A 17,957-nucleotide genomic window follows, 5' to 3' on the forward strand; every position below is an offset into this window, starting at 1 on the left:
CGGTCGGCGGCGGCGCCGCGGCCGGGCCGCACCAGCGGCGGCCCGTCCGGCCGGCCGGGCAGCGCTACCGCGCCGGAGGCGGCCCACGCGGCCTGGGCCTCGCCTGGCGTGGGCCCGCTCACCTGCGTCGGCATGGCCCGACGATACACTCCGCCACCGCGGAGCCCTGCGACCACCAAGGGAGGACGGCGATGGGCGGACCCCTGCGCGTCTCACCGGCCGAGCTCGCCGACGGAGCGTCCGGCGGGCCGCTGTTCGACGAGGACGGCGCCGTCCCCGTCCCGCTCGTCGCCGTCGATCTGGACGGCGCGGCGGACGGCGAGCTCGCCGGACGGGCGGCCCGGCACGCTCGCGAGGCCGACCGGATCATGATCGGCGTGCTGCCCCCCGGCGCGCCCCCGCCCCCTCCCGAACTCCTGGACGCCCTCGACCTCACCCTCACCGGCCCGGACGTCGGCGCCGGACGGGAGACGGTCGCCGTGCCCGACCCCGAAAGGACGCTCCGCGAGCTGGACGCGGCGGCGGCGCGCAACCCGCAGGCCGCCCTGGTGCTGCGGGACGTGCTCCGGACGACGCCGCTGCTGCCCGTCCAGGCCGCGCTGGACGTCGAGTCCTACGCCTACTCCACCCTGCTCGGCGGCCCGGAGTTCGCGCGCTGGCTCACCGCGCGCGGCCCGCGCCCGCTGCCGCCCTCCGTCCCGGACCCGGTCCTGGTCGAACGGACCGGCGACGGGCTCCGCATCACCCTCAACCGGCCGGAGCGGCGCAACGCCTACGGCCGGCAGCTCCGCGACGCGCTCACCGACGCGCTCCGGCTCGCCCTCCTCGACGACGGGATCGCCCGCGTCGTGCTGGAGGGGGCGGGGCCGTCGTTCTGCGCGGGCGGCGACCTGGACGAGTTCGGCACCACCCCCGACCTGGCCACCGCGCACCTGATCCGCACCCGCGGCGGCGCCGGGCGGCTCGTCCACCGGCTGCGCGACCGGATCGAGGTGCGCGTCCACGGCGCCTGCGTCGGCGCGGGCATCGAGATCCCCGCGTTCGCCGGGACGCTGGTCGCCGCCCCGGACGCCGCGTTCCGGCTGCCGGAGGTGGCGATGGGGCTGATCCCGGGAGCGGGCGGGACGGTGAGCATCCCGCGCCGCGCCGGCCGCTGGCGCACCCTCTACCTGGCGCTGTCGGGCACGGCGATCGACGCCGCCACCGCCCGCCACTGGGGCCTGGTCGACGGCTGAAGCCGCTCGGTCAGGAGGCCATGACCGAGTCGGCGGCCATGCCGTCGGTGCTGACGAACCGGTGCTCGAACAGCCACCGGTCGCCCACGGGCACCAGCGTGTCGCGGTAACGGCCCCAGTGGTCGGGGCCGTGCGCGTTCATCACCAGGAAGTAGGCCGCCGTCCGGACCCGCTCCGGGGTGACCTCCTCGAACCGCACGTTGGCCACGAAGTGCCGGATGATCCCCGGGACGCCGCGGCTCGGGGCCGAACCGCGCTCGGCCACCCCCGACAGCATCGCCGTGATCGCCTCCCGTCCGGCCAGGGTCTCGCCGCTGCGCAGCTCCAGCACGCCGTCCTCGGTGAACGTCGCGGCCAGGTCCTCGATCCGGCCCCGGTCCCCGGCGTGGGTGTAGGCGGCCAGCGTGTCGCGGACGCGCTCGCGCGCCACCAGTTCCCAGGTCTCCACGGGCCCTCCCCAGTGATCGTCCGCGGCGAGTGTACTTCGCGCCCGATCCGGGGCCGCGAGGAGGGGATCACGACGGCTGACAGGTGGAGCACCAGACGGTCCGGCGGCCGGAGACGCGGCGGCTGGACAGGGGCGTGCCGCAGCGGGGGCAGGGGGCCTCGGGCTCGTCCCGGACGCCGGTGAGCCAGGTGTCGCGCGGCGGGACCCGCTCGGCCCGCACGGAGTCCCGCAGCACCTTGCGCATCGCGCGGTGCAGCGCGTCCAGGTCCTTCTCGTCCAGGTCGGCGGCGCCGCGGAGCGGGTTGACGCGGGCGCGCCAGCAGATCTCGTCGGCCAGCAGGTTGCCCAGGCCCGCGATGAGGGACTGGTCGGTCAGCGCCGTCTTGAGCCTCGCGCGCCGGCCCGACAGCAGCTCCCCGAGGCGCCGCCGCGTGACCTGGAGCGCGTCCGGGCCGAGATCGTCCAGCGTCCGCTGGGCCTGCGCCCGGTCGGCCGCGAGGTGGACGCCCTGGAGCTTGCGCATGTCGCGGAAGCGCAGCTCGCCGTCGTCAAGGCGCCACGCGACCCGGTCGTGCGGGTGCCTCGCCTCGCCCGCCGGATGCCAGGACAGCGAGCCTGTCATGCCGAAGTGCAGCATCAGCACGGGCCCCTCGGCCGGAGCGAGCAGCCATTTGCCGTGCCGTCGCGGATGCTCGAAGCGGTGCCCGCGCAGGGCGTCGCCCAGCCCGCGCTCGCCGACGCCGCGCAGGACGCCCGTGTCGTACACGCGCACGGACCTGATGGGCTCGCCGGCGTGCTCGTCCAGTACCCGGCGGAATCCCTCCACGTCAGGGAGCTCCGGCATACGGTCGGCGTACCCGCCGGCCGCCGTTCAACCCCGGGCGGGGGTCAGGCCCCGGTCATGAAGTCCGCGACCAGCTCGGCCGGGTTGGCGGCCTCGGTGAGCTCGAACATCTCGTCGGGGGCGAACATGTCGTAGAGGATCACCGGCACCGGGCGCCCCAGGGCCTTGACGATGCGGCCGTCGGAGTGGAGCCGCGCGGCCAGATCGACGCACAGCTCGTGGAACCGCCGGTCGAGCCGCTCATCGCGCCCGTCGCGCTCGTCCTCGGACAGGTCGTCGCCGTCCTCGTACCAGAGGCCCTGGTCGGCCGCCTCCCGCCGGTGCAGTTCGGCGCCGGCCGGGTCGTGCTCGGGATCGTGCCCGGCGATGCGGACGCCCTCCAGTCCGGACGGCGGGAAGTAGGCGTAGCTCCAGCGCGCCTCCCACGGGCCGGGCGGGTTCGGCGCGGCGAGCACCGCCGCCACCTCGGCCTCGGTGTTGTAGCCGACGGCCAGGTAGGGGAACCGGGCGTCCTGGTCGACGCTGTCGATCCGGAAGGTGACGCAGTAGATCCCCGGCCCCGCGTCGCCGGGAAACTCCTCCAGGGCCCGCAGCGTCTCCTGCTCCATGTGCCGCCGGAAGGTCGTCGGGGGTGTCGCCATGCCGGAACTCTAGTGCCGGACGATCAGCGGCTGTCGCGCCTCGCCTGGCGGCGCGCCCCCATGGCCTTGCTGGACGCGCGCTGCTTGGGCAGGACGGGCTGCGAGGGCGCGCGGTCGTGCGTCTGGGATCGCATCCTGCGCCCGGCGGTGTCCTCCGGGACGGCCCGGGCGGGGCCGGGGTCGCGGCCCGCGCGGGCGTTCCGGAGCCGCTCGGCCTTGAGGTCGGCGGCGCTGCGCCGGGCCGCCTTGGCCACGTAGCGGCTCACCCGCGCCAGCGCGTCCTCGAACACCTCGGCCTTCTGGGCGTTGCGGGTGTTGCCGGGCCGGGCGGCGCCGCGTCCGCCGACCTCCTCGACACGGGACGCGGCGGCCCGCCGGTACTGCTTGACGTGCTTGTTGCGGGCACGCCGGACACGGTCGTGCACCTCCAGAAGATCGTCCTCGCCCAAGTCCTCCAGGCGCTCCCGCTCCGTCTCGCGGACCAGGGCCTGCTCGTTGTCCGTCATCGAGTTGATCAGCGCCTTCATCGCGCCCCCCTCGGGATCCACCGGTATGGCCGGTCCTGCCCACCGGTGCCGCGTCCACACCGGGACGACCCGTTTTCGGCCCGCGCCGGACGCGGCGCCTATACTCCGCCGTGCGGATGGTTCACCCGTCCCCGGTGGAACGGGGCGGGTGTCGTAAGAGGGAACCCGGTGGGAATCCGGGACTGCCCCGCAGCGGTGAACGGGAACGACCGCCGTCTATGGCACTGGGCCGCACCGGCCTGGGAAGCGACGGCCAGTAGGACGCGACTGCGACAGCAGGCGCGGCGCCCGTGAGTCCGAAGACCTGCCTCCGCCCGCGCGCCGGCCGGCGCGCGGTGGTCCGTGGCTCCGCGGGAGGGCCCGGGACGCGGCGGCGCGCCCGCCGCGCTCCGCCCTTCCGTGTCGCCGCGGTGATGGCACGCGAGGGAGAGACGCCATGAACACGACCGTGCTCGGCTACCCGAGGATCGGCGGGCGCCGGGAGCTGAAGAAGGCCACCGAGGCGTACTGGGAGGGCCGCGCCGGCGCCGCGGAACTCGCCGAGACGGCGGCGGGCCTGCGCCGCGAGACCTGGGAGACGCTGCGCGAGGCGGGGGTCGGCCTCATCCCGTCCAACACCTTCTCGCTGTACGACCAGATGCTCGACACGTCCGTGATGGTGGACGCGGTGCCCGACCGGTTCCGGCACCTGCGGGGGCTGGACGCCTACTTCGCGATGGCGCGCGGAGCCGAGGGCGTGGCGCCGCTGGAGATGACCAAGTGGTTCGACACCAACTATCACTACATCGTCCCTGAGGCCGGGCCCGGTACCCGGTTCCGCCTGGCCGACGGCGCGCGGGCCAAGCCGCTCGCCGAGTACGGCGAGGCCCGCGCGCTCGGCATCGAGACCCGGCCGGTGCTGGTCGGCCCGCTGACCTACCTGCTGCTGTCCAAGCCCGAGCCCGGGGCGCCGGACGGCTTCCGCCCGCTCGACCTGCTCGACTCCCTCGTGGAGGTGTACGCCGAGCTGCTGGAACGGCTGGCCGGGGCGGGCGCGGAATGGGTGCAGCTGGACGAGCCCGCGCTGGCCGCCGACCGCACCCCCGGCGAGCTGGCGGCGCTGCGCCGCGCCTACGACCGCCTGGCGGGCCTGCCGTCCCGGCCGCGGCTGCTGGTGAGCACCTGCTTCGGTGAGATCGGCGAGGCGCTGCCGGTGCTGGCGGCCACCCGGGTCGAGGCGATCGGGCTCGACCTCGTCGCCGGGCCGGGCAACCGGGAGGCGCTGGGCGCCATCGGCGGCATCGGCGCCAAGACCCTGGTCGCCGGGGTCGTGGACGGCCGGAACGTGTGGCGCGCCGACCTGAACGCGGCCATGGCCGGCTGCGCCTCGCTGCTGGGCCTGGCCGCCGAGCTGGTGGTGAGCACCTCCTGCTCGCTGATGCACGTCCCCCTCGACCTCGACGCCGAGACCGGCCCGGACGGCGGCGGCCTGGACCCGCGGCTGGCCGGGCGGCTGGCGTTCGCCCGGCAGAAGGCCGGAGAGGTCGTCCTCATCGGCAGGGCGCTGCGCGAGGGCCGGGACGCGATCGCCGGGCACCTCACCGGGCCCGCCCCGGACGGGGAGTTCGTCAACGCCCGGGTGCGGGCCAGGCTGGACGCCCTCGGCGACGGCACCGCTCGCCGCGACCACGCCGAGCGCAGGCGGGCGCAGCTCGACCTGCCGCCGCTGCCCACCACGACGATCGGCTCGTTCCCGCAGACCGCCGGGGTGCGGCGCGCCCGGGCCGACCACCGCGCGGGCCGGATCGACGACACGGCCTACGAGGCCGTGATGCGGACCGAGATCGACCGGGTGCTGGCCCTCCAGGAGGACATCGGGCTGGACGTCCTCGTGCACGGCGAACCCGAACGCAACGACATGGTGCAGTACTTCGCCGAGCGCCTGGACGGCTACGCGCACACCGTGCACGGCTGGGTCCAGTCGTACGGCAGCCGGTACGTGCGCCCGCCGATCCTCTTCGGGGACGTGTCGAGGCCCGAGCCGATGACCGTCCCGTGGACGACCTACGCCCAGTCCCGCACGACCAGGCCGGTCAAGGGCATGCTCACTGGTCCGGTCACCATGCTGGCCTGGTCGTTCGTCCGCACCGACCAGCCCCTGGCCGAGACCGCCCGCCAGGTCGCGCTGGCCCTGCGCGAGGAGATCCGCGACCTGGAGGCCGCCGGCATCCGGGTCATCCAGGTGGACGAGCCCGCGCTGCGCGAGCTCCTGCCGCTGCGGCGCGCCGGGCACGCCGCCTACCTGGACTGGGCGGTCGGCGCGTTCCGGCTGGCCACCTGCGGCGCCGCCGCGTCCACGCAGATCCACACGCACATGTGCTATTCGGAGTTCGGCGAGATCATCGACGCGATCGGCGCGCTGGACGCCGACGTCGCCAGCGTCGAGGCCGCCCGGTCCCGCATGGAGCTGCTGGCCGACCTGAACACCGCCGGTTACCGGCAGTCCATCGGCCCCGGCGTGTACGACATCCACTCGCCGCGCGTGCCCGGCGTGGCGGAGATGGAGGAGGCGCTGCGCCGCGCGCTGCGGGCGGTGGACGCCGACCGGCTCTGGGTCAATCCCGACTGCGGCCTGAAGACCCGCGCGTACGGCGAGGTGGAGCCGGCCCTGCGCAACATGGTCGCCGCGGCCCGCCGCGTCCGGGAGACGCTGGAGGAGCCGGGCGTGCCGCGGAAGTTCTGAGTCCGGGGCCGCCGGGCCCCGGGCCCGGCGGCGCCGGTCACCGGGACGCCCTGACTTGCAAGCGGGCGTGCCGGTTCGGCAAGTTGGAGGCATGGACGAACTGGACGACGTGCTGGCCGCGGTGGGGCCGCGCCTGCGGGAGCTCCGCCGCGGGCGCGGCGTCACCCTGGCCCGCGTCGCGGAACTGACCGGCATCTCCGAGAGCACGCTGTCCCGGCTGGAGAGCGGCCGGCGGCGGCCCAACCTGGAGCTGCTGCTCCCGCTGGCCCGCGTGTACGGGGTCGCGCTGGACGAGCTGGTCGGGGCGCCGCAGACCGGGGATCCGCGGGTGCACTTCAGCCCGGTGCGCCGGCACGGGCGGACGTTCATCCCGCTGACCCGGCGGGCCGGCGGGCTGCAGGCGTACAAGATGATCATCCCGGGGCAGGACGGGACGGCCGTGCCCGATCCGAAGACGCACGAGGGCTACGAGTGGCTCTACGTCCTCGACGGCCGGCTCCGCCTCGTTCTCGGCGACCGGGAACTGGTCATGAAGCCGGGGGAGGCGGCGGAGTTCGACACCCACGTCCCGCACTGGATGGGCGCCGCGGACGCCGGGCCGGTCGAGCTGCTCATCCTCTTCGGCAGCCAGGGCGAGCGGGCCCACGTGCGCGCCCGTCCCGCCTGAGCCGGGCGGGCGGCGCGCGCCGGTCACGCCGGGGCGGCGGACGGCAGGAAGAGCGCGGTGACCGTGGCGATGACGCGGGTGGTCGCGAACGTCGCGGTCCCGGCGCGCAGCCTGCGTCCCGCACGCGTGGGGGAGATGGTGACGTCGACCCATTCCCCCTCCCGCGCGGTGCCGAGCAGGTCGCACGACAGGTTGACGGTGATCAGCGGGACCGGGGGATCGCTGCGGGTGGCCAGGGCCCGCCCGATCGCCACGTCGCCGATCGCGGCGATCGCGCCGCCGTGCAGGAAGCCGCGCGCGTTCATCTTGGGCCCGTCGACGGTGAAGCCGACGTGCAGCGGATCGGTGGGGTGCTGCTCGAAACCGCCGATGGCGGTGAGCAGCGGGCTCGGGCGCTCCCACGGAACGAACCCCGGCCGCCCCGCCCTGTCCTCGGTCATGTCTCCTCCGGAGAGTCGAGGCCGCCCGCACGGGACGACGCCCGGGTGGCGTCGCGGAGACCGTGCAGCGACGCGGTGAAGGTGAGGCGGAAACGGCGGTCGCACTCCTCGGATCCGCCGCCGAGCAGCCCGGACGCTTCGAGGCCGACCAGGCCCTGCACGACGGCGAAGAGGCCGACGGCGACGTCCCTGGCCGCTCCCTTCGGCCGTCCGGGGCCCAGCAGCGCCGCGACCCGGCCGACCACGACCCCGTAGATCGCCTCCGCCGACCGCACGTCCTGCTCGCCGGGGCTGAACTCGGCGAACGGCCGGGAGAACATCACCTCGTACAGCGCCGGGTGCCGGCGGGCGAACGAGCGCACCGCGAACGCGAGCGCGACCACGTCCGCCTCGGGATCGCCGGTGGCCTCCAGGGCCCGCAGGTCCGCGGCGAGCCGGGCGAAGCCCGCGGCGAAGATCGCCCGGATCAGCCCCGGCTTGCCGCCGAACAGCTCGTTCACCGCCGCCAGCGACGTGCCGCCGCCGGCCGCGACGGCACGGGTGGTCACGGCCCCGGTCCCGCCCTCGGCCAGCAGCCGGGTCGCGACCGAGAGCAGTTCGTCCCGCAGCGCGCCCGTGCGCACCTTCCGCCGTCCCACCGGGCCACCGTAACCGATTTCGGATCAGCGATCCAGAAAACGGCGGCCCGGCGGGCCCGGTCAGATGACCAGGCTGAGCGCCATCACCAGGACCAGCCCGCTCACCGAGATCAGCGTCTCCATCACCGACCAGGACTTGATGTTCTGCCCGACGGTCAGCCCGAAGTACTCCTTGACCAGCCAGAACCCCGCGTCGTTCACGTGGGAGAAGAACAGCGAGCCGGCGCCGATGGCCAGCACCAGCAGCGAGGTCTCGCCGGTGTCGAGGGTGGTGACCAGGGGCGCCAGGATGCCCGAGGCGGTGACGGTCGCGACCGTGGCCGACCCGGTGGCCAGGCGGATCAGCACGGCGACCAGCCAGGCCAGCAGGAACACCGACAGCGCGCTGTCGTCCACCCAGTCGGCGACGAGCTTGCCGATGCCGGTGTCGACCAGGGTCTGCTTGAACCCGCCGCCCGCCGCGACGATCAGCAGGATGCCGGCGATCGGCGGCAGCGACCGCTCCAGCGAGGTGGCGATCGCCTGCCGGTCCATGCCCGAGCCGAGGCCGAAGGTGAACATCGCGACGACGACGGCGATGAGCAGCGCCACCAGCGGCGTGCCGAGGTAGTCGAGCACGGTGCGGACGCCGTTGCCCTCGTCCAGGAAGATCTCGGCGAGGGCCTTGCCCATCATCAGGGCGACCGGCAGCAGCACGGTGACCAGGGTGACCCCGAACGAGGGCCGGCGGACGGCGCCCGCGAGGCCGTCCTTCCCCTTGGCGGCGCCCGCGGCACCGCCGTCCTCGGCCTTCCCCTTGACGGCGTCCCCGGCGGGGGCCTGCGCGGTGTCGTACAGGGCGGGGGCGGGGACGTCCACCCAGCGGGCCGCGTACTTGGCGAACAGCGGCCCGGAGACGGCGATGGTGGGCAGCGCGACCAGCACGCCCAGCCCGAGGGTGACGCCGAGGTCGGCCTTCAGGGCGTCGATCGCGACGAGCGGGCCCGGATGGGGCGGGACGAGGCCGTGCATGGCCGACAGCCCGGCCAGCGCCGGCACCCCGATCTGGATCAGCGACAGCCCGGAGCGGCGGGCGACCAGGAAGATGACCGGCATCAGCAGCACCAGGCCGATCTCGAAGAACATCGGCAGCCCGATCAGCGCGCCGACCAGCGCCATCGCCCAGGGCAGGGTGCGCGGCCCGGACCGGCCCACGATCGTGTCGACGATCTGGTCGGCGCCGCCGGAGTCGGCCAGCAGCTTGCCGAACATCGCGCCGAGTGCGATGAGGGCGCCGACGCCGGCCGCGGTGCTGCCGAAGCCCTCGGCGAAGCTCTCGACCGTGTCGGCCATCGGCAGCCCGGCGAGGGCCCCGACCAGCAGCGAGCCGACGGTCAGGCTCAGGAACGGGTGCACCTTGAGGTAGGTGATCAGCGCGATGATCAGCACGATGCCGGCGAGCGCCGCCGGCACGAGCCGTCCGCTCGTTGCGGTCTGCGCCGCGGCGAGCGCGGTGAGGTCCATGGCTCATCTCCTCTGGTTCTCCGGGGACCGGGTCCCGGATGGGGGGTGGGGGAGCGCCCGGTCAGGGCCGGGTGCGGCCGGGGGAGGCCGCGGCGAGGTAGGCGTCCACCAACCGCTCGACGGGGGCGTCGAGGTCGAGGACGATCCCGTGCTCGTCCGGCCCGAGCGGCTCCAGGGTCTGGAACTGGGAGTCCACGAGCGAGGCCGGCATGAAGTGGCCCGGCCGCGCCGCCACCCGCCGCCGCACGGCCTCGGGGTCGCCGTGCAGGTGCACGAAGGCGACCTCGGGGGTCCGCTCGCGGAACAGGTCGCGGTAGCCGCGCTTGAGGGCGGAGCAGGTCACCACGCCGCCGGTGCGCGCGTGCTCGGCGAGCCAGGCCGCGATCGCCCGCAGCCACGGCAGCCGGTCGGCGTCGTCGAGCGGGACGCCCGCCGACATCTTGGCGATGTTGGCCGGGCCGTGGAAGTCGTCCGCGTCGGCGAACGCCACCCCCAGCCGCCGGCTCAGCGCCGTGCCGAACGTCGTCTTCCCCGACCCCGCGACGCCCATGACGACCAGCAGCGGGGCGGGGGACGCGGGCGGGGGCGCGGGGGCGGGGCGGGCGGACATCGGGACGACCTTTCAGCTGATGTTTGCGTGAGTGTGGCATGTATCATCAGCTTTTAACAAGATGTCAGCCTAAAAGATCTGATCTTTAGCCCGCGAAGCCGCTACCTGCGGCTCAGTCATGTGATGATTGGGGATCATGGCGGACAACGGCCCGGTGAGCGGCCTGCACGGCAGCGTCCTCGACCGGCTCGGCATGCTGATCACCTCCGCGGACCTGCGCCCCGGCGAGGTGCTGCGGATCGAGCAGCTGGAGTCCCGCTTCGGGGTGTCCCGGTCGGTGATCCGCGAGGCGATCCGGGTGCTGGAGTCGATGGGCATGGTGACCAGCCGCCGCCGGGTCGGCATCACGGTCGCCCCGCGCACCGGCTGGAACCTGCTCGACCCGCGCATCATCGGATGGCGCCTGGACGGCGGCGGACGGGACGAGCAGCTCCGGTCGCTCGGCGAGCTGCGCCGCGGCGTCGAACCGGTCGCCGCAGCCCTGGCGGCCGTGCGCGCCACCCCCGCCCAGTGCGGCACGCTGACCGGCGCGGTCATGCAGATGTCGGTGCACGGCAGGTCCGGCGACCTGGAGGCCTACCTGGAGGCCGACATCCTCTTCCACCGCACGCTGCTGGAGGCCTCCGGCAACGAGATGCTGGCGGCGCTCACCAATGTCGTCGCCGCGGTGCTGACCGGCCGGACCCACCACCACCTGATGCCCGCGCACCCGGAGCCGACCGCGATCCGCTGGCACGCGGAGGTGGCGCAGGCCGTCCAGTCCCGTGACGCGGCGGCCGCCGAACGCGCCATGCGCGACATCGTCGAAGAGGCGACCCAGGCGATGCTCGGCCCCGACACCTCGAACCACCCCGCCCCCGAGCCGGCCTGACGGGACCCGGCCATGGGACGGTGATGGCCGCCACCGCGATGGCGGACGGCGGTGCGCCGAACGCCACGCGGGGCGCTGCAGGTGTCGCCGAGCCCCGGGCCAAGGCGCAGCGCCCGTATTCTGCGCGGCGACAACTCACCGGTCGGCAATGCGCTCGCGCGGGGCCTGAAGCCGCTTTGAGATAGGCCCCGGCGTGGCGGGCCGCGCGACAGCAACGTGCCGCGCGCCCGATGAGCTGGCCGAGCAGCGACCATCGCGGCGAGCAGGCCGGGCGGGGCGCTGGCGCGGCGCCGGCCTCGCTCACCGACCGTCCCCAGCACGGCCGCACGCGCCCGCCAGCGGGCTGCCTGCAAGGTCGCCACCCGGCGGAACGCTCGATCGGCTCGTCGATCCGTGCCACCGCGGGGTTCCAGCCGGCGGGGAGCCGGTGGCGGCGGGTGCCACGCCGACCCTGAAACACCGGCGTGCGGGTCACATGGCCGTGGAGCGCCGTAGCCCGGCGTCGGCGACCGGATGGTGATGACCCTTCGAGCCCGCCCAGCAGTGCGGCGAATGACTCGCGGCGGCGGGCTCCATCGGGCAGGGACGCGATGCAGAGGGCGGAAGGCCTGGGGGACGGGGGGTGGTGGGTGCCAGGCATCTCTGCCTGGCCGGGACGCGAGAGAGGGGTGAGGCGGGGGCGGGGCGCCGTTCGGATGCCGGGTGTGCCCGCCGCCGTCCGCGAGCCGTCGGGACCCACCAGATGGTCCCTCAACGCCCGTCCGCGGGCCGGGGACGGAAGGTCAGACCCGGTCGGCCGCGATGAGGAGGTACTGGAAGCTCCCGCTCTTGTAGGCGTCGAGGAAGGCCGACTCGATGCCGGTGGCCAGCGTGGACTTGGCGCGCAGCTCCCAGTACGGGATGGTGGCCGCCGTGAGGTCCACGACACCGGCGGGGATCAGGCGGTTGGCCGACAGCTCCCTGAAATAGGTGCTGCGCGGGTGGACGTCGCAGATGTAGTGCGCGTTGATCTGGCTGACGGCCCTGGACGGGAGCCCGTAGGCGTCGTTGTAGCAGCCGGTGATGCACACGTACCGGCCGCCGCGGCGCAGCTGCCGGGCGTGCTCGGCGAACAGCAGGGCCAGCTCGACGTACATCGTGCTCTCGTTGTTCCAGATGGCCTGGAACGCGCCCGTCTCGAAACCGGTGTCGAGCATGTTCCGCAGGTGGAAGCGCACTTTGTCGTCCACGCCGCGCTGCTTGGACTGGTCGTTGGCGAAGGCGACCTGGGACTCGGAGATGGAGATCCCGTCCACCTCGCAGCCGAACCGGCGGTTGACCACGAGGCTGGAGCCCCCGCGCCCGGAGCCGGCGTCCAGGACGCGGTCCGCGGACGTGAGCGGCCCTAGATGGCTCATCAGGAACTCGGTCTGGGCGCACTCGAGGCGGTGCAGCTCCTTGATGGTCCTTTCCTCGCGGGTGTCCTCCGGGCCTTCGAGGACCGACCAGTCGACATCGCCCACCCCGTAGTGGTGGTGGTAGATGCCGTCCACGTCCCCCAGCCTCAGGTTGACGGGGTTCTTCTCAGCGTTCCAGTAGTCGGCGACGGAGCGCTGGTAGAGGCTGTCGAGCACGGGGAGCGTAGGGGAGGAGGTCATGTACACCTTTCCTTTCGTGGGGATCGTCACTTGTAGCGGTCAGAGGAGGCGTGCCATTCGAGACCTCCCGCCATCCATGACTGCACGCCCTGCAGGAACCGCTGGAGCTCGGGGGACGGGATGCTCGCCAGCTCCTTCTGGCTGGCCTCGAATCCGCGGACGAAGTCGTTGTGCAGGGCGACGGCCGATTCGATCGCCTCGGGGAGCGGGCAGTTCTCCTCTTCGGCGATGAGCAGGACGACGTTGCAGTCCGGCAGGTCGTCGGCGGCCTCCCGCTCCACGGAGTGGAGGTCGTTCACGATGACCGACGCCGTGCCCGCCTGCATGACGGCGCGGTGCACCCTGGGCTCGTAGAAGAGGTCGGCGCCCAGGTGGTAGCCGCCCACGATGTCGATCAGCGTCATCGACGTGTAGAAGCTGTCGTGCTGCCGCGCCGCGAGGTAGCGCCACACCGGGGGGAGCTCGCCGAGGTGCCGCCAGGCCGCGTAGGCGGTCCAGCTCACGTACATCTGGAAGGTGGTGTTGCAGATCCGCATGACCTGGGACGGGGAGGCGTGGCGGCGCAGGTGCGCGGTGGCCGACGCGAACGCCCGGAGGACCGGGTCGGCCTCCAGGGCCTCGTCGAGCTGCCGGGTGTACTTGCCGGCGGGCGGGGGCGCGTCCATCGCCGACATCACCAGCGCGAGGCGCGGGGGCAGTTTCGTCGGGGTGGCCCCGAGCTCGCTCTCGTCCGCGTAGTAGTCGTCGCTGGCCCACCAGGCGGCGTTCACCTGGGCCCCGAGCAGCAGCAGGTCGACGTCGTCGGTGTCGGCGTGGCAGAGCGTGGAGAGCCGCCCGAACCCGGCGTTGCGGAACTGCTCCAGGTGGCCGGCGTAGATCCCGACCTCCTCGGCCCAGGCCACCAGCCGGTCGTTGACCTCGCGGGCGAGGACGTCGTCGATCCGCGCCGTGATCGGGCAGTACAGCGGTGAGAACGACCCGTCGCCCCATGGCCGCTCGGCGTAACCGGGGGACACCGGGCCGCCCACGCGCGCCGTCTGGGGCCGGTAGGGCGACGGGGGGCCGCCGCATTCGCCCGCGTCCACGGCCGTGAAGGGGATGCGGGGCACGTGGAGGCCGCCCAGCGTGCCGCCCAGCGCGCCGGTCAGCGCGTCGGACAGGACGCCGGGCAGATCGCCGGGCGGGAAGCCGTCCGGGAGGCCGGGCGGAAGGGGGGACGGGAGGCCCGAGGGAACGGGGGACGGGAGGTCGGAGGAGCCGGACGAAGCCGCGTCGGACACGTCACCGGCGGGCTCGGGGACGCTCGGGCGGAGCAGGTCCACGACGCGGGCGGCCGCCGTTCCCAGCCCCGACGGGCCGTGCGGAAGCCGGCCCAGCCCCGCCGCCGGCGTCTCGGCCCGCACCTCCGGCACCCGCTCCGGCACCGGCTCCGGAGGCGTCTCCGCGATCGTGCCGTCGGCGCCGGGCGCGGGTACCTCACGTGTCTCAACCATGCTCTCCTGCCTCAGGCATCGGGGGCTCGGAGACAGTTACTCATAGCTCCGGTGCAACTACAACAGGCGATACCCTGGCGTGATGGTGACAGTCTGTGCCCGGCCGTGAGGGATGAGTGTTTCCGTCTGGAGTGAGCCGGTCCGTGCTCCGTCAGCTCCGCGGGCCGAACGCGGTCAGGAAGCGGTCGCGGAAGGTGTGCATGGGCCACACGGGGGCGTCCGGGCCGGGCCTCAGGCCGTCGTGCCAGCCCCAGCCGGAGATCCGCTCCAGCACGGCCGGGTCGCGGGCGACGATCGTGATGGGGACGTCACGGGTGGCGCCGTCCCCGGTGATGAGCGGGGCGGGCTGGTGGTCGCCGAGGAAGACGAGGACGAGGTCGTCGTCGCCGTACTTCTCCATGTAGGAGATGAGGGTGTTCAGCGTGTACTCGATGGAGCGCCGGTACTCGGTGCGGACCCGGCCGCGGTCGGGCCACGGGGGCATGCCCGCCCCCGGCATGCCGTTGAAGACCGAGCCGTCCCCGACCCGGTCCCAGTCGACGAGGCCGGACACCGACGACCAGGGGGCGTGGCTCGACACGAGGGGGATCTCCGCCATGACCGGAGCGCGGTCCCGCCTGGCGCGTTCGAGGCGTTCGAAGGCCGACAGGGTGTACTGGTCGGGCATGGTCGCGAAGCTGAAGCGCGGGCCGCGATACCCGAGGTTGCGGGAGTCGTAGACCTTGTCGTAGCCGAAGAAGTCCCCCTCCGGCCAGGCCCGGGTGATGCCCGGCATGACCGCGACGGTGCGCCAGGACGCCCGGCGGAACGCGCCGTTCAGCGTCAGCCGGTCGCTGGAGACCAGGCCGCGGTAGCGCTGCTGGTTGTCGATCCACAGGCCCGACAGCAGCGTCGCGTGCGCCAGCCAGCTGCCGCCGCCCGCCGTCGGCGAGGTGAGGAAGCCGCTCCGGGACGCGAAGCCCGCCTCGCGCAGACGGCGGCCTCCGGCGTCCAGCAGCGCGCCGACCTGCGGCGCGTACTGCGGGTCCTGGACGGCGTCGCGCCCGTAGCTCTCCACGAAGGCGACGACGACGTCCTTGCCGCGCAGTCCGGTCAGCAGGTCCGTGCCCGGGGTGCCGCGGTGGGCGTCGACGGCGGCCTGTGCGGCGAACACTTCCTGGTCCCGCAGGCCGGCGCGGATCTGGACGGCGCGGTCGTAGGCGAGGGAGGTTGGCCCGCCCCCGGCGACGGGCGTGTCCGGGACGATCTGCACGCCGGACGCGGCGCACAGCGCCCAGGCGATCCCGAGCACCGAGGCGGAGCCGGCCGCCGTGCCGCCGTGCCGGACCGCCGCGCCGGACAGGCGCAGCACCGACAGCGTCATGAGGACGACCACGGCGACGGCCAGGGCAGCGGCTGCGGCCACGGCGGCGACCGCCCCGGCCCCGCCGGCCGACTCCTCGACGAACTCCACCGCCGCCTCGATCGAGATCCAGTCGAGGACGGGGTCGAACGGCCGTGCCAGGACCGCCGAGAAACCCAGGTCCATGACCTTCGACACGGTCAGCAGCCCGAGAAGCGCCCCGCCCACCCCCGCCAGGACGCGCCTCGCACGCGCGGGGGCGAGCAGCAGTGCGGCCACGCCGAGCGCCGCTTCCAGGGGAAGGCGCACGAACCCGGCGGGTGTGAGGGCGTCGGCCTCGTCCGGGAGGAGCAGGGCGAGCAGCACCAGGCCGAAGGCCAGCGCGGTGGCGACGCGTGCCCTGAGGGGACGCCTGCCGGAGGGCGGCGGTTCGCCGTCCACGGCGCGATCGGCCGCGGACTCGGCGCGGGTGAGCAGCGGCAATCCGGGCGTCCTCCGTGTCGTCCCCACTGACCCACCGACTGTACGGCCGGAGGCGGGTCCCGGCGGCCGGTTTCCGGGCGCCGGGACCGAGATCACCGGCGGTAGATCGTGATCGAGTGGCCGACCGCGTCGATCCGCTCGCCGGTCCCGATCAGGGCGGCCAGCCGTCCGGAGGCCTTGGCGACCGAGCTGTCGGACACCACGAGCAGCCCGCGGACCTGGTCCGGCGGGACGCGGAGCGGGTCGGAGGCGCGGATGCCGTAGTGGGACGGCGCGCCGCTGCCCTTGTAGACGAGCCAGATCCGCTCGCCGGGATACCGCTCCCGGAGGCGGTCGGCGAGCCGTCCCAGGTCCTGGCCCCAGTCGACGTTGGAGTCGTGCAGGCGCTGGTGGGTCTTCGGCGGCCCGCCGAACGCCTCGTTGGAGTACGGCAGGTAGTAGGGGAAGGCCCGCAGCGAGCTGGCCGCGACGAGCACGACCAGGACCGCCGTCACCACCGGCGCCCCCCGCCACCGGAGGGCCGCCGTGCCGGCCGCCGCGACCGCCAGGAACACCGGGACGAAGATCGCGTAGCGGACGCCGAGGTCGCGCGAGCCGTTCATGGCCACGGCGAGCAGCACGGCCGCGGGCACCAGGACGTACGGCGCCGCCGCCCGCAGCCGGGGCACCGCGGCCATCGTCGCCGCGCCTCCCGCCCACAGGGCGAGCATGCCGAGGGGCGTCTTCACCAGCAGCGCGGCCGGCAGGTAGTACCAGAGCGAGCCCGAGTAGTGGCGGCCGAACAGGAAGCCGCCCCAGGTCCGGTCCTCGAACCCCCACTGGATGAGCATGCCGTCCCGGTACGGCCGGGGGAACGGCAGCGAGTTCGCCGCGAGCGCGCGCAGCCCGTCCACGGCGGGCATGCCCGGGGGCGTGGCCCACCGCAACCTGGGGTCGACGGCGAGGTAGCTCGCCCACACGACGGCGACCGCGACCACGCCCGTCACCGCCGCGGCCGCGAGGAGCCGTACCACGCCGGGCCGCTCCACGCCCTCATCATCGGGCTGCCGCCGGCCGTACGCCCAGACCGACAGCACCGCCAGCGCCAGCAGGACGGGGACGGCCGCAAGCGTGCTCATCTTCGTGGCCAAAGCCGCGCCGAGCGCCGTCCCGGCGAGCGGGAGGTAGAGGACCGGCCGCCGCCGTGCCCGCCACAGCAGCCACGCCGACGTCAGCAGCAGCCCCGTGGCGAGGACGTCGAGCGTGGCCAGCGATCCGTGCGCGATGACGTCGGGCGAGAACGCGTACAGCGCGAGGGCGGCCAGCCCTCCGGCACGGCCCGCGAGGTCGGCGGCGAACGCGAACACCACCAGCCCGAACAGCAGCGTCAGCACGATCATCGGCAGCCGCGCCATCAGCAGCAGGTGCTGCGGGTCGTTGCCCGACTCGTACAGCAGGCGCCGCCCGAGGTCCTCCTGCGTGCCGGTGAAGGCGGGGTCGAGGCGGGGGTCGGCGAACGCCAGCCCGGCCCCCATCACGAGCTTGCCCAGCGGCGGGTGCTCGGGGTTGTACCGCAGGCTGTGCTGCTGCGTGTAGACCACGGCCGCGCCCGCGTACACCGGTTCGTCGATGGTCGGGGACTGCTGGACGGCCGTCGTGACCATCGCCGCCGCCATCTGCGCGAGCAGCACGAGGACGGCCAGCACCGTGAGCGGGCGGCGGTGCCGCCGCAGCGCCTCCCACCGGCTCGGCCGAGTTCGGGTGCTTGGCGCCGCGAGCGGGTCGGACACGGCGGTCGGCGCCATCATCACCCTCTTCCTTCCCGCCGTCCCACGCGGCGCGTCGCCGGCACGGGCGCACGCCGGCCCGCCCCCCTA

16 protein-coding genes and 1 riboswitch are annotated in these 17,957 nt (G+C 74.3%); of the genes, 4 read left to right on the top strand and 12 right to left on the bottom strand.

Annotation, left to right across the window (positions count from 1 at the left end):
* Positions 1-191 precede the first annotated feature (191 nt).
* Positions 192-1,235 (top strand): enoyl-CoA hydratase/isomerase family protein, encoded by a 1,044-nt coding sequence (locus ACFPZN_RS06395; RefSeq protein ID WP_378280859.1) that lies wholly within the window; start codon positions 192-194, stop codon positions 1,233-1,235.
* 10 nt (positions 1,236-1,245) lie between these two features.
* Here the strand turns inward: ACFPZN_RS06395 and ACFPZN_RS06400 are convergent, their stop codons facing one another.
* The 4 genes from ACFPZN_RS06400 to ACFPZN_RS06415 form a co-directional block, all read right to left on the bottom strand.
* Complete coding sequence (locus tag ACFPZN_RS06400; protein WP_378280860.1) at positions 1,246-1,683, bottom strand: nuclear transport factor 2 family protein; 438 nt, start codon at positions 1,681-1,683, stop codon at positions 1,246-1,248.
* Positions 1,684-1,750: 67 nt separating this feature from the next.
* Entirely contained in the window at positions 1,751-2,527 is a 777-nt protein-coding gene (locus ACFPZN_RS06405; protein ID WP_378280861.1) for an Fpg/Nei family DNA glycosylase, read from the bottom strand.
* A gap of 44 nt (positions 2,528-2,571) precedes the next feature.
* A complete protein-coding gene (locus tag ACFPZN_RS06410) occupies positions 2,572-3,168 on the bottom strand; it encodes a hypothetical protein (protein ID WP_378280862.1) in 597 nt (198 codons plus the stop codon).
* A gap of 23 nt (positions 3,169-3,191) precedes the next feature.
* Complete coding sequence (locus tag ACFPZN_RS06415; RefSeq protein ID WP_378280863.1) at positions 3,192-3,716, bottom strand: hypothetical protein; 525 nt, start codon at positions 3,714-3,716, stop codon at positions 3,192-3,194.
* Between the two features lie 78 nt (positions 3,717-3,794).
* A riboswitch (cobalamin riboswitch) is annotated at positions 3,795-4,021 on the top strand.
* 110 nt (positions 4,022-4,131) lie between these two features.
* Between ACFPZN_RS06415 and metE the strand changes: the two genes are divergently transcribed.
* Together metE and ACFPZN_RS06425 are read left to right on the top strand one after the other, a co-directional pair.
* Positions 4,132-6,417 (top strand): 5-methyltetrahydropteroyltriglutamate--homocysteine S-methyltransferase, encoded by a 2,286-nt coding sequence (metE, locus tag ACFPZN_RS06420; protein WP_378280864.1) that lies wholly within the window; start codon positions 4,132-4,134, stop codon positions 6,415-6,417.
* Positions 6,418-6,508: 91 nt separating this feature from the next.
* Positions 6,509-7,084: a helix-turn-helix domain-containing protein gene (locus ACFPZN_RS06425; protein ID WP_378280865.1), complete on the top strand. Its 576-nt coding sequence runs from the start codon at positions 6,509-6,511 to the stop codon at positions 7,082-7,084.
* A 23-nt stretch (positions 7,085-7,107) separates the two neighbouring features.
* On the opposite strand, the gene ACFPZN_RS06430 is transcribed toward ACFPZN_RS06425, so the two are convergent.
* The 4 genes from ACFPZN_RS06430 to ACFPZN_RS06445 form a co-directional block, all read right to left on the bottom strand.
* A complete protein-coding gene (locus ACFPZN_RS06430; RefSeq protein WP_378280866.1) occupies positions 7,108-7,524 on the bottom strand; it encodes a PaaI family thioesterase in 417 nt (138 codons plus the stop codon).
* The gene (locus ACFPZN_RS06435) at positions 7,521-8,162 is read right to left on the bottom strand and encodes a TetR/AcrR family transcriptional regulator (protein ID WP_378280867.1); all 642 of its coding nucleotides are present in this window, start codon (positions 8,160-8,162) and stop codon (positions 7,521-7,523) included. Before ACFPZN_RS06435 ends, ACFPZN_RS06430 begins: the two co-directional genes overlap by 4 nt.
* A gap of 60 nt (positions 8,163-8,222) precedes the next feature.
* On the bottom strand, positions 8,223-9,665 hold the full coding sequence (locus ACFPZN_RS06440) for a GntP family permease (RefSeq protein ID WP_378280868.1): 1,443 nt from the start codon (positions 9,663-9,665) through the stop codon (positions 8,223-8,225).
* A gap of 61 nt (positions 9,666-9,726) precedes the next feature.
* Entirely contained in the window at positions 9,727-10,275 is a 549-nt protein-coding gene (locus tag ACFPZN_RS06445) for a gluconokinase (protein ID WP_378280869.1), read from the bottom strand.
* Positions 10,276-10,411: 136 nt separating this feature from the next.
* Here ACFPZN_RS06445 and ACFPZN_RS06450 point away from each other — a divergent pair, with 136 nt between their 5' ends.
* Positions 10,412-11,146 (top strand): FadR/GntR family transcriptional regulator, encoded by a 735-nt coding sequence (locus ACFPZN_RS06450; RefSeq protein WP_378280870.1) that lies wholly within the window; start codon positions 10,412-10,414, stop codon positions 11,144-11,146.
* A 782-nt stretch (positions 11,147-11,928) separates the two neighbouring features.
* Here ACFPZN_RS06450 and ACFPZN_RS06455 read toward each other — a convergent pair.
* The 4 genes from ACFPZN_RS06455 to ACFPZN_RS06470 form a co-directional block, all read right to left on the bottom strand.
* Positions 11,929-12,783: a geranyl diphosphate 2-C-methyltransferase gene (locus ACFPZN_RS06455; RefSeq protein WP_378280871.1), complete on the bottom strand. Its 855-nt coding sequence runs from the start codon at positions 12,781-12,783 to the stop codon at positions 11,929-11,931.
* Positions 12,784-12,809: 26 nt separating this feature from the next.
* Positions 12,810-14,276 (bottom strand): family 2 encapsulin nanocompartment cargo protein terpene cyclase, encoded by a 1,467-nt coding sequence (locus ACFPZN_RS06460; RefSeq protein WP_378280872.1) that lies wholly within the window; start codon positions 14,274-14,276, stop codon positions 12,810-12,812.
* 151 nt (positions 14,277-14,427) lie between these two features.
* Positions 14,428-16,101 carry an alkaline phosphatase family protein gene (locus ACFPZN_RS06465; protein WP_378280873.1) on the bottom strand — a complete coding sequence of 558 codons (1,674 nt, stop codon included), beginning with the start codon at positions 16,099-16,101 and terminating at the stop codon, positions 14,428-14,430.
* Positions 16,102-16,193: 92 nt separating this feature from the next.
* The gene (locus ACFPZN_RS06470) at positions 16,194-17,888 is read right to left on the bottom strand and encodes an ArnT family glycosyltransferase (RefSeq protein WP_378280874.1); all 1,695 of its coding nucleotides are present in this window, start codon (positions 17,886-17,888) and stop codon (positions 16,194-16,196) included.
* Positions 17,889-17,957: the final 69 nt, after the last annotated feature.

This window comes from Actinomadura rugatobispora, from assembly GCF_042656285.1.
Lineage (GTDB): Bacteria > Actinomycetota > Actinomycetes > Streptosporangiales > Streptosporangiaceae > Spirillospora > Spirillospora rugatobispora.

Excerpts from the sequence above, each read along its gene's own strand:
- ACFPZN_RS06395 (WP_378280859.1), top strand. The coding sequence starts at position 192 with ATGGGCGGACCCCTGCGCGTCTCACCGGCCGAGCTCGCCGACGGAGCG.
- ACFPZN_RS06405 (WP_378280861.1), bottom strand. The coding sequence starts at position 2,527 with ATGCCGGAGCTCCCTGACGTGGAGGGATTCCGCCGGGTACTGGACGAG.
- ACFPZN_RS06410 (WP_378280862.1), bottom strand. The coding sequence starts at position 3,168 with ATGGCGACACCCCCGACGACCTTCCGGCGGCACATGGAGCAGGAGACG.
- metE (WP_378280864.1), top strand. The coding sequence starts at position 4,132 with ATGAACACGACCGTGCTCGGCTACCCGAGGATCGGCGGGCGCCGGGAG.
- ACFPZN_RS06425 (WP_378280865.1), top strand. The coding sequence starts at position 6,509 with ATGGACGAACTGGACGACGTGCTGGCCGCGGTGGGGCCGCGCCTGCGG.
- ACFPZN_RS06430 (WP_378280866.1), bottom strand. The coding sequence starts at position 7,524 with ATGACCGAGGACAGGGCGGGGCGGCCGGGGTTCGTTCCGTGGGAGCGC.
- ACFPZN_RS06440 (WP_378280868.1), bottom strand. The coding sequence starts at position 9,665 with ATGGACCTCACCGCGCTCGCCGCGGCGCAGACCGCAACGAGCGGACGG.
- ACFPZN_RS06445 (WP_378280869.1), bottom strand. The coding sequence starts at position 10,275 with ATGTCCGCCCGCCCCGCCCCCGCGCCCCCGCCCGCGTCCCCCGCCCCG.
- ACFPZN_RS06450 (WP_378280870.1), top strand. The coding sequence starts at position 10,412 with ATGGCGGACAACGGCCCGGTGAGCGGCCTGCACGGCAGCGTCCTCGAC.
- ACFPZN_RS06455 (WP_378280871.1), bottom strand. The coding sequence starts at position 12,783 with ATGACCTCCTCCCCTACGCTCCCCGTGCTCGACAGCCTCTACCAGCGC.
- ACFPZN_RS06460 (WP_378280872.1), bottom strand. The coding sequence starts at position 14,276 with ATGGTTGAGACACGTGAGGTACCCGCGCCCGGCGCCGACGGCACGATC.
- ACFPZN_RS06470 (WP_378280874.1), bottom strand. The coding sequence starts at position 17,888 with ATGATGGCGCCGACCGCCGTGTCCGACCCGCTCGCGGCGCCAAGCACC.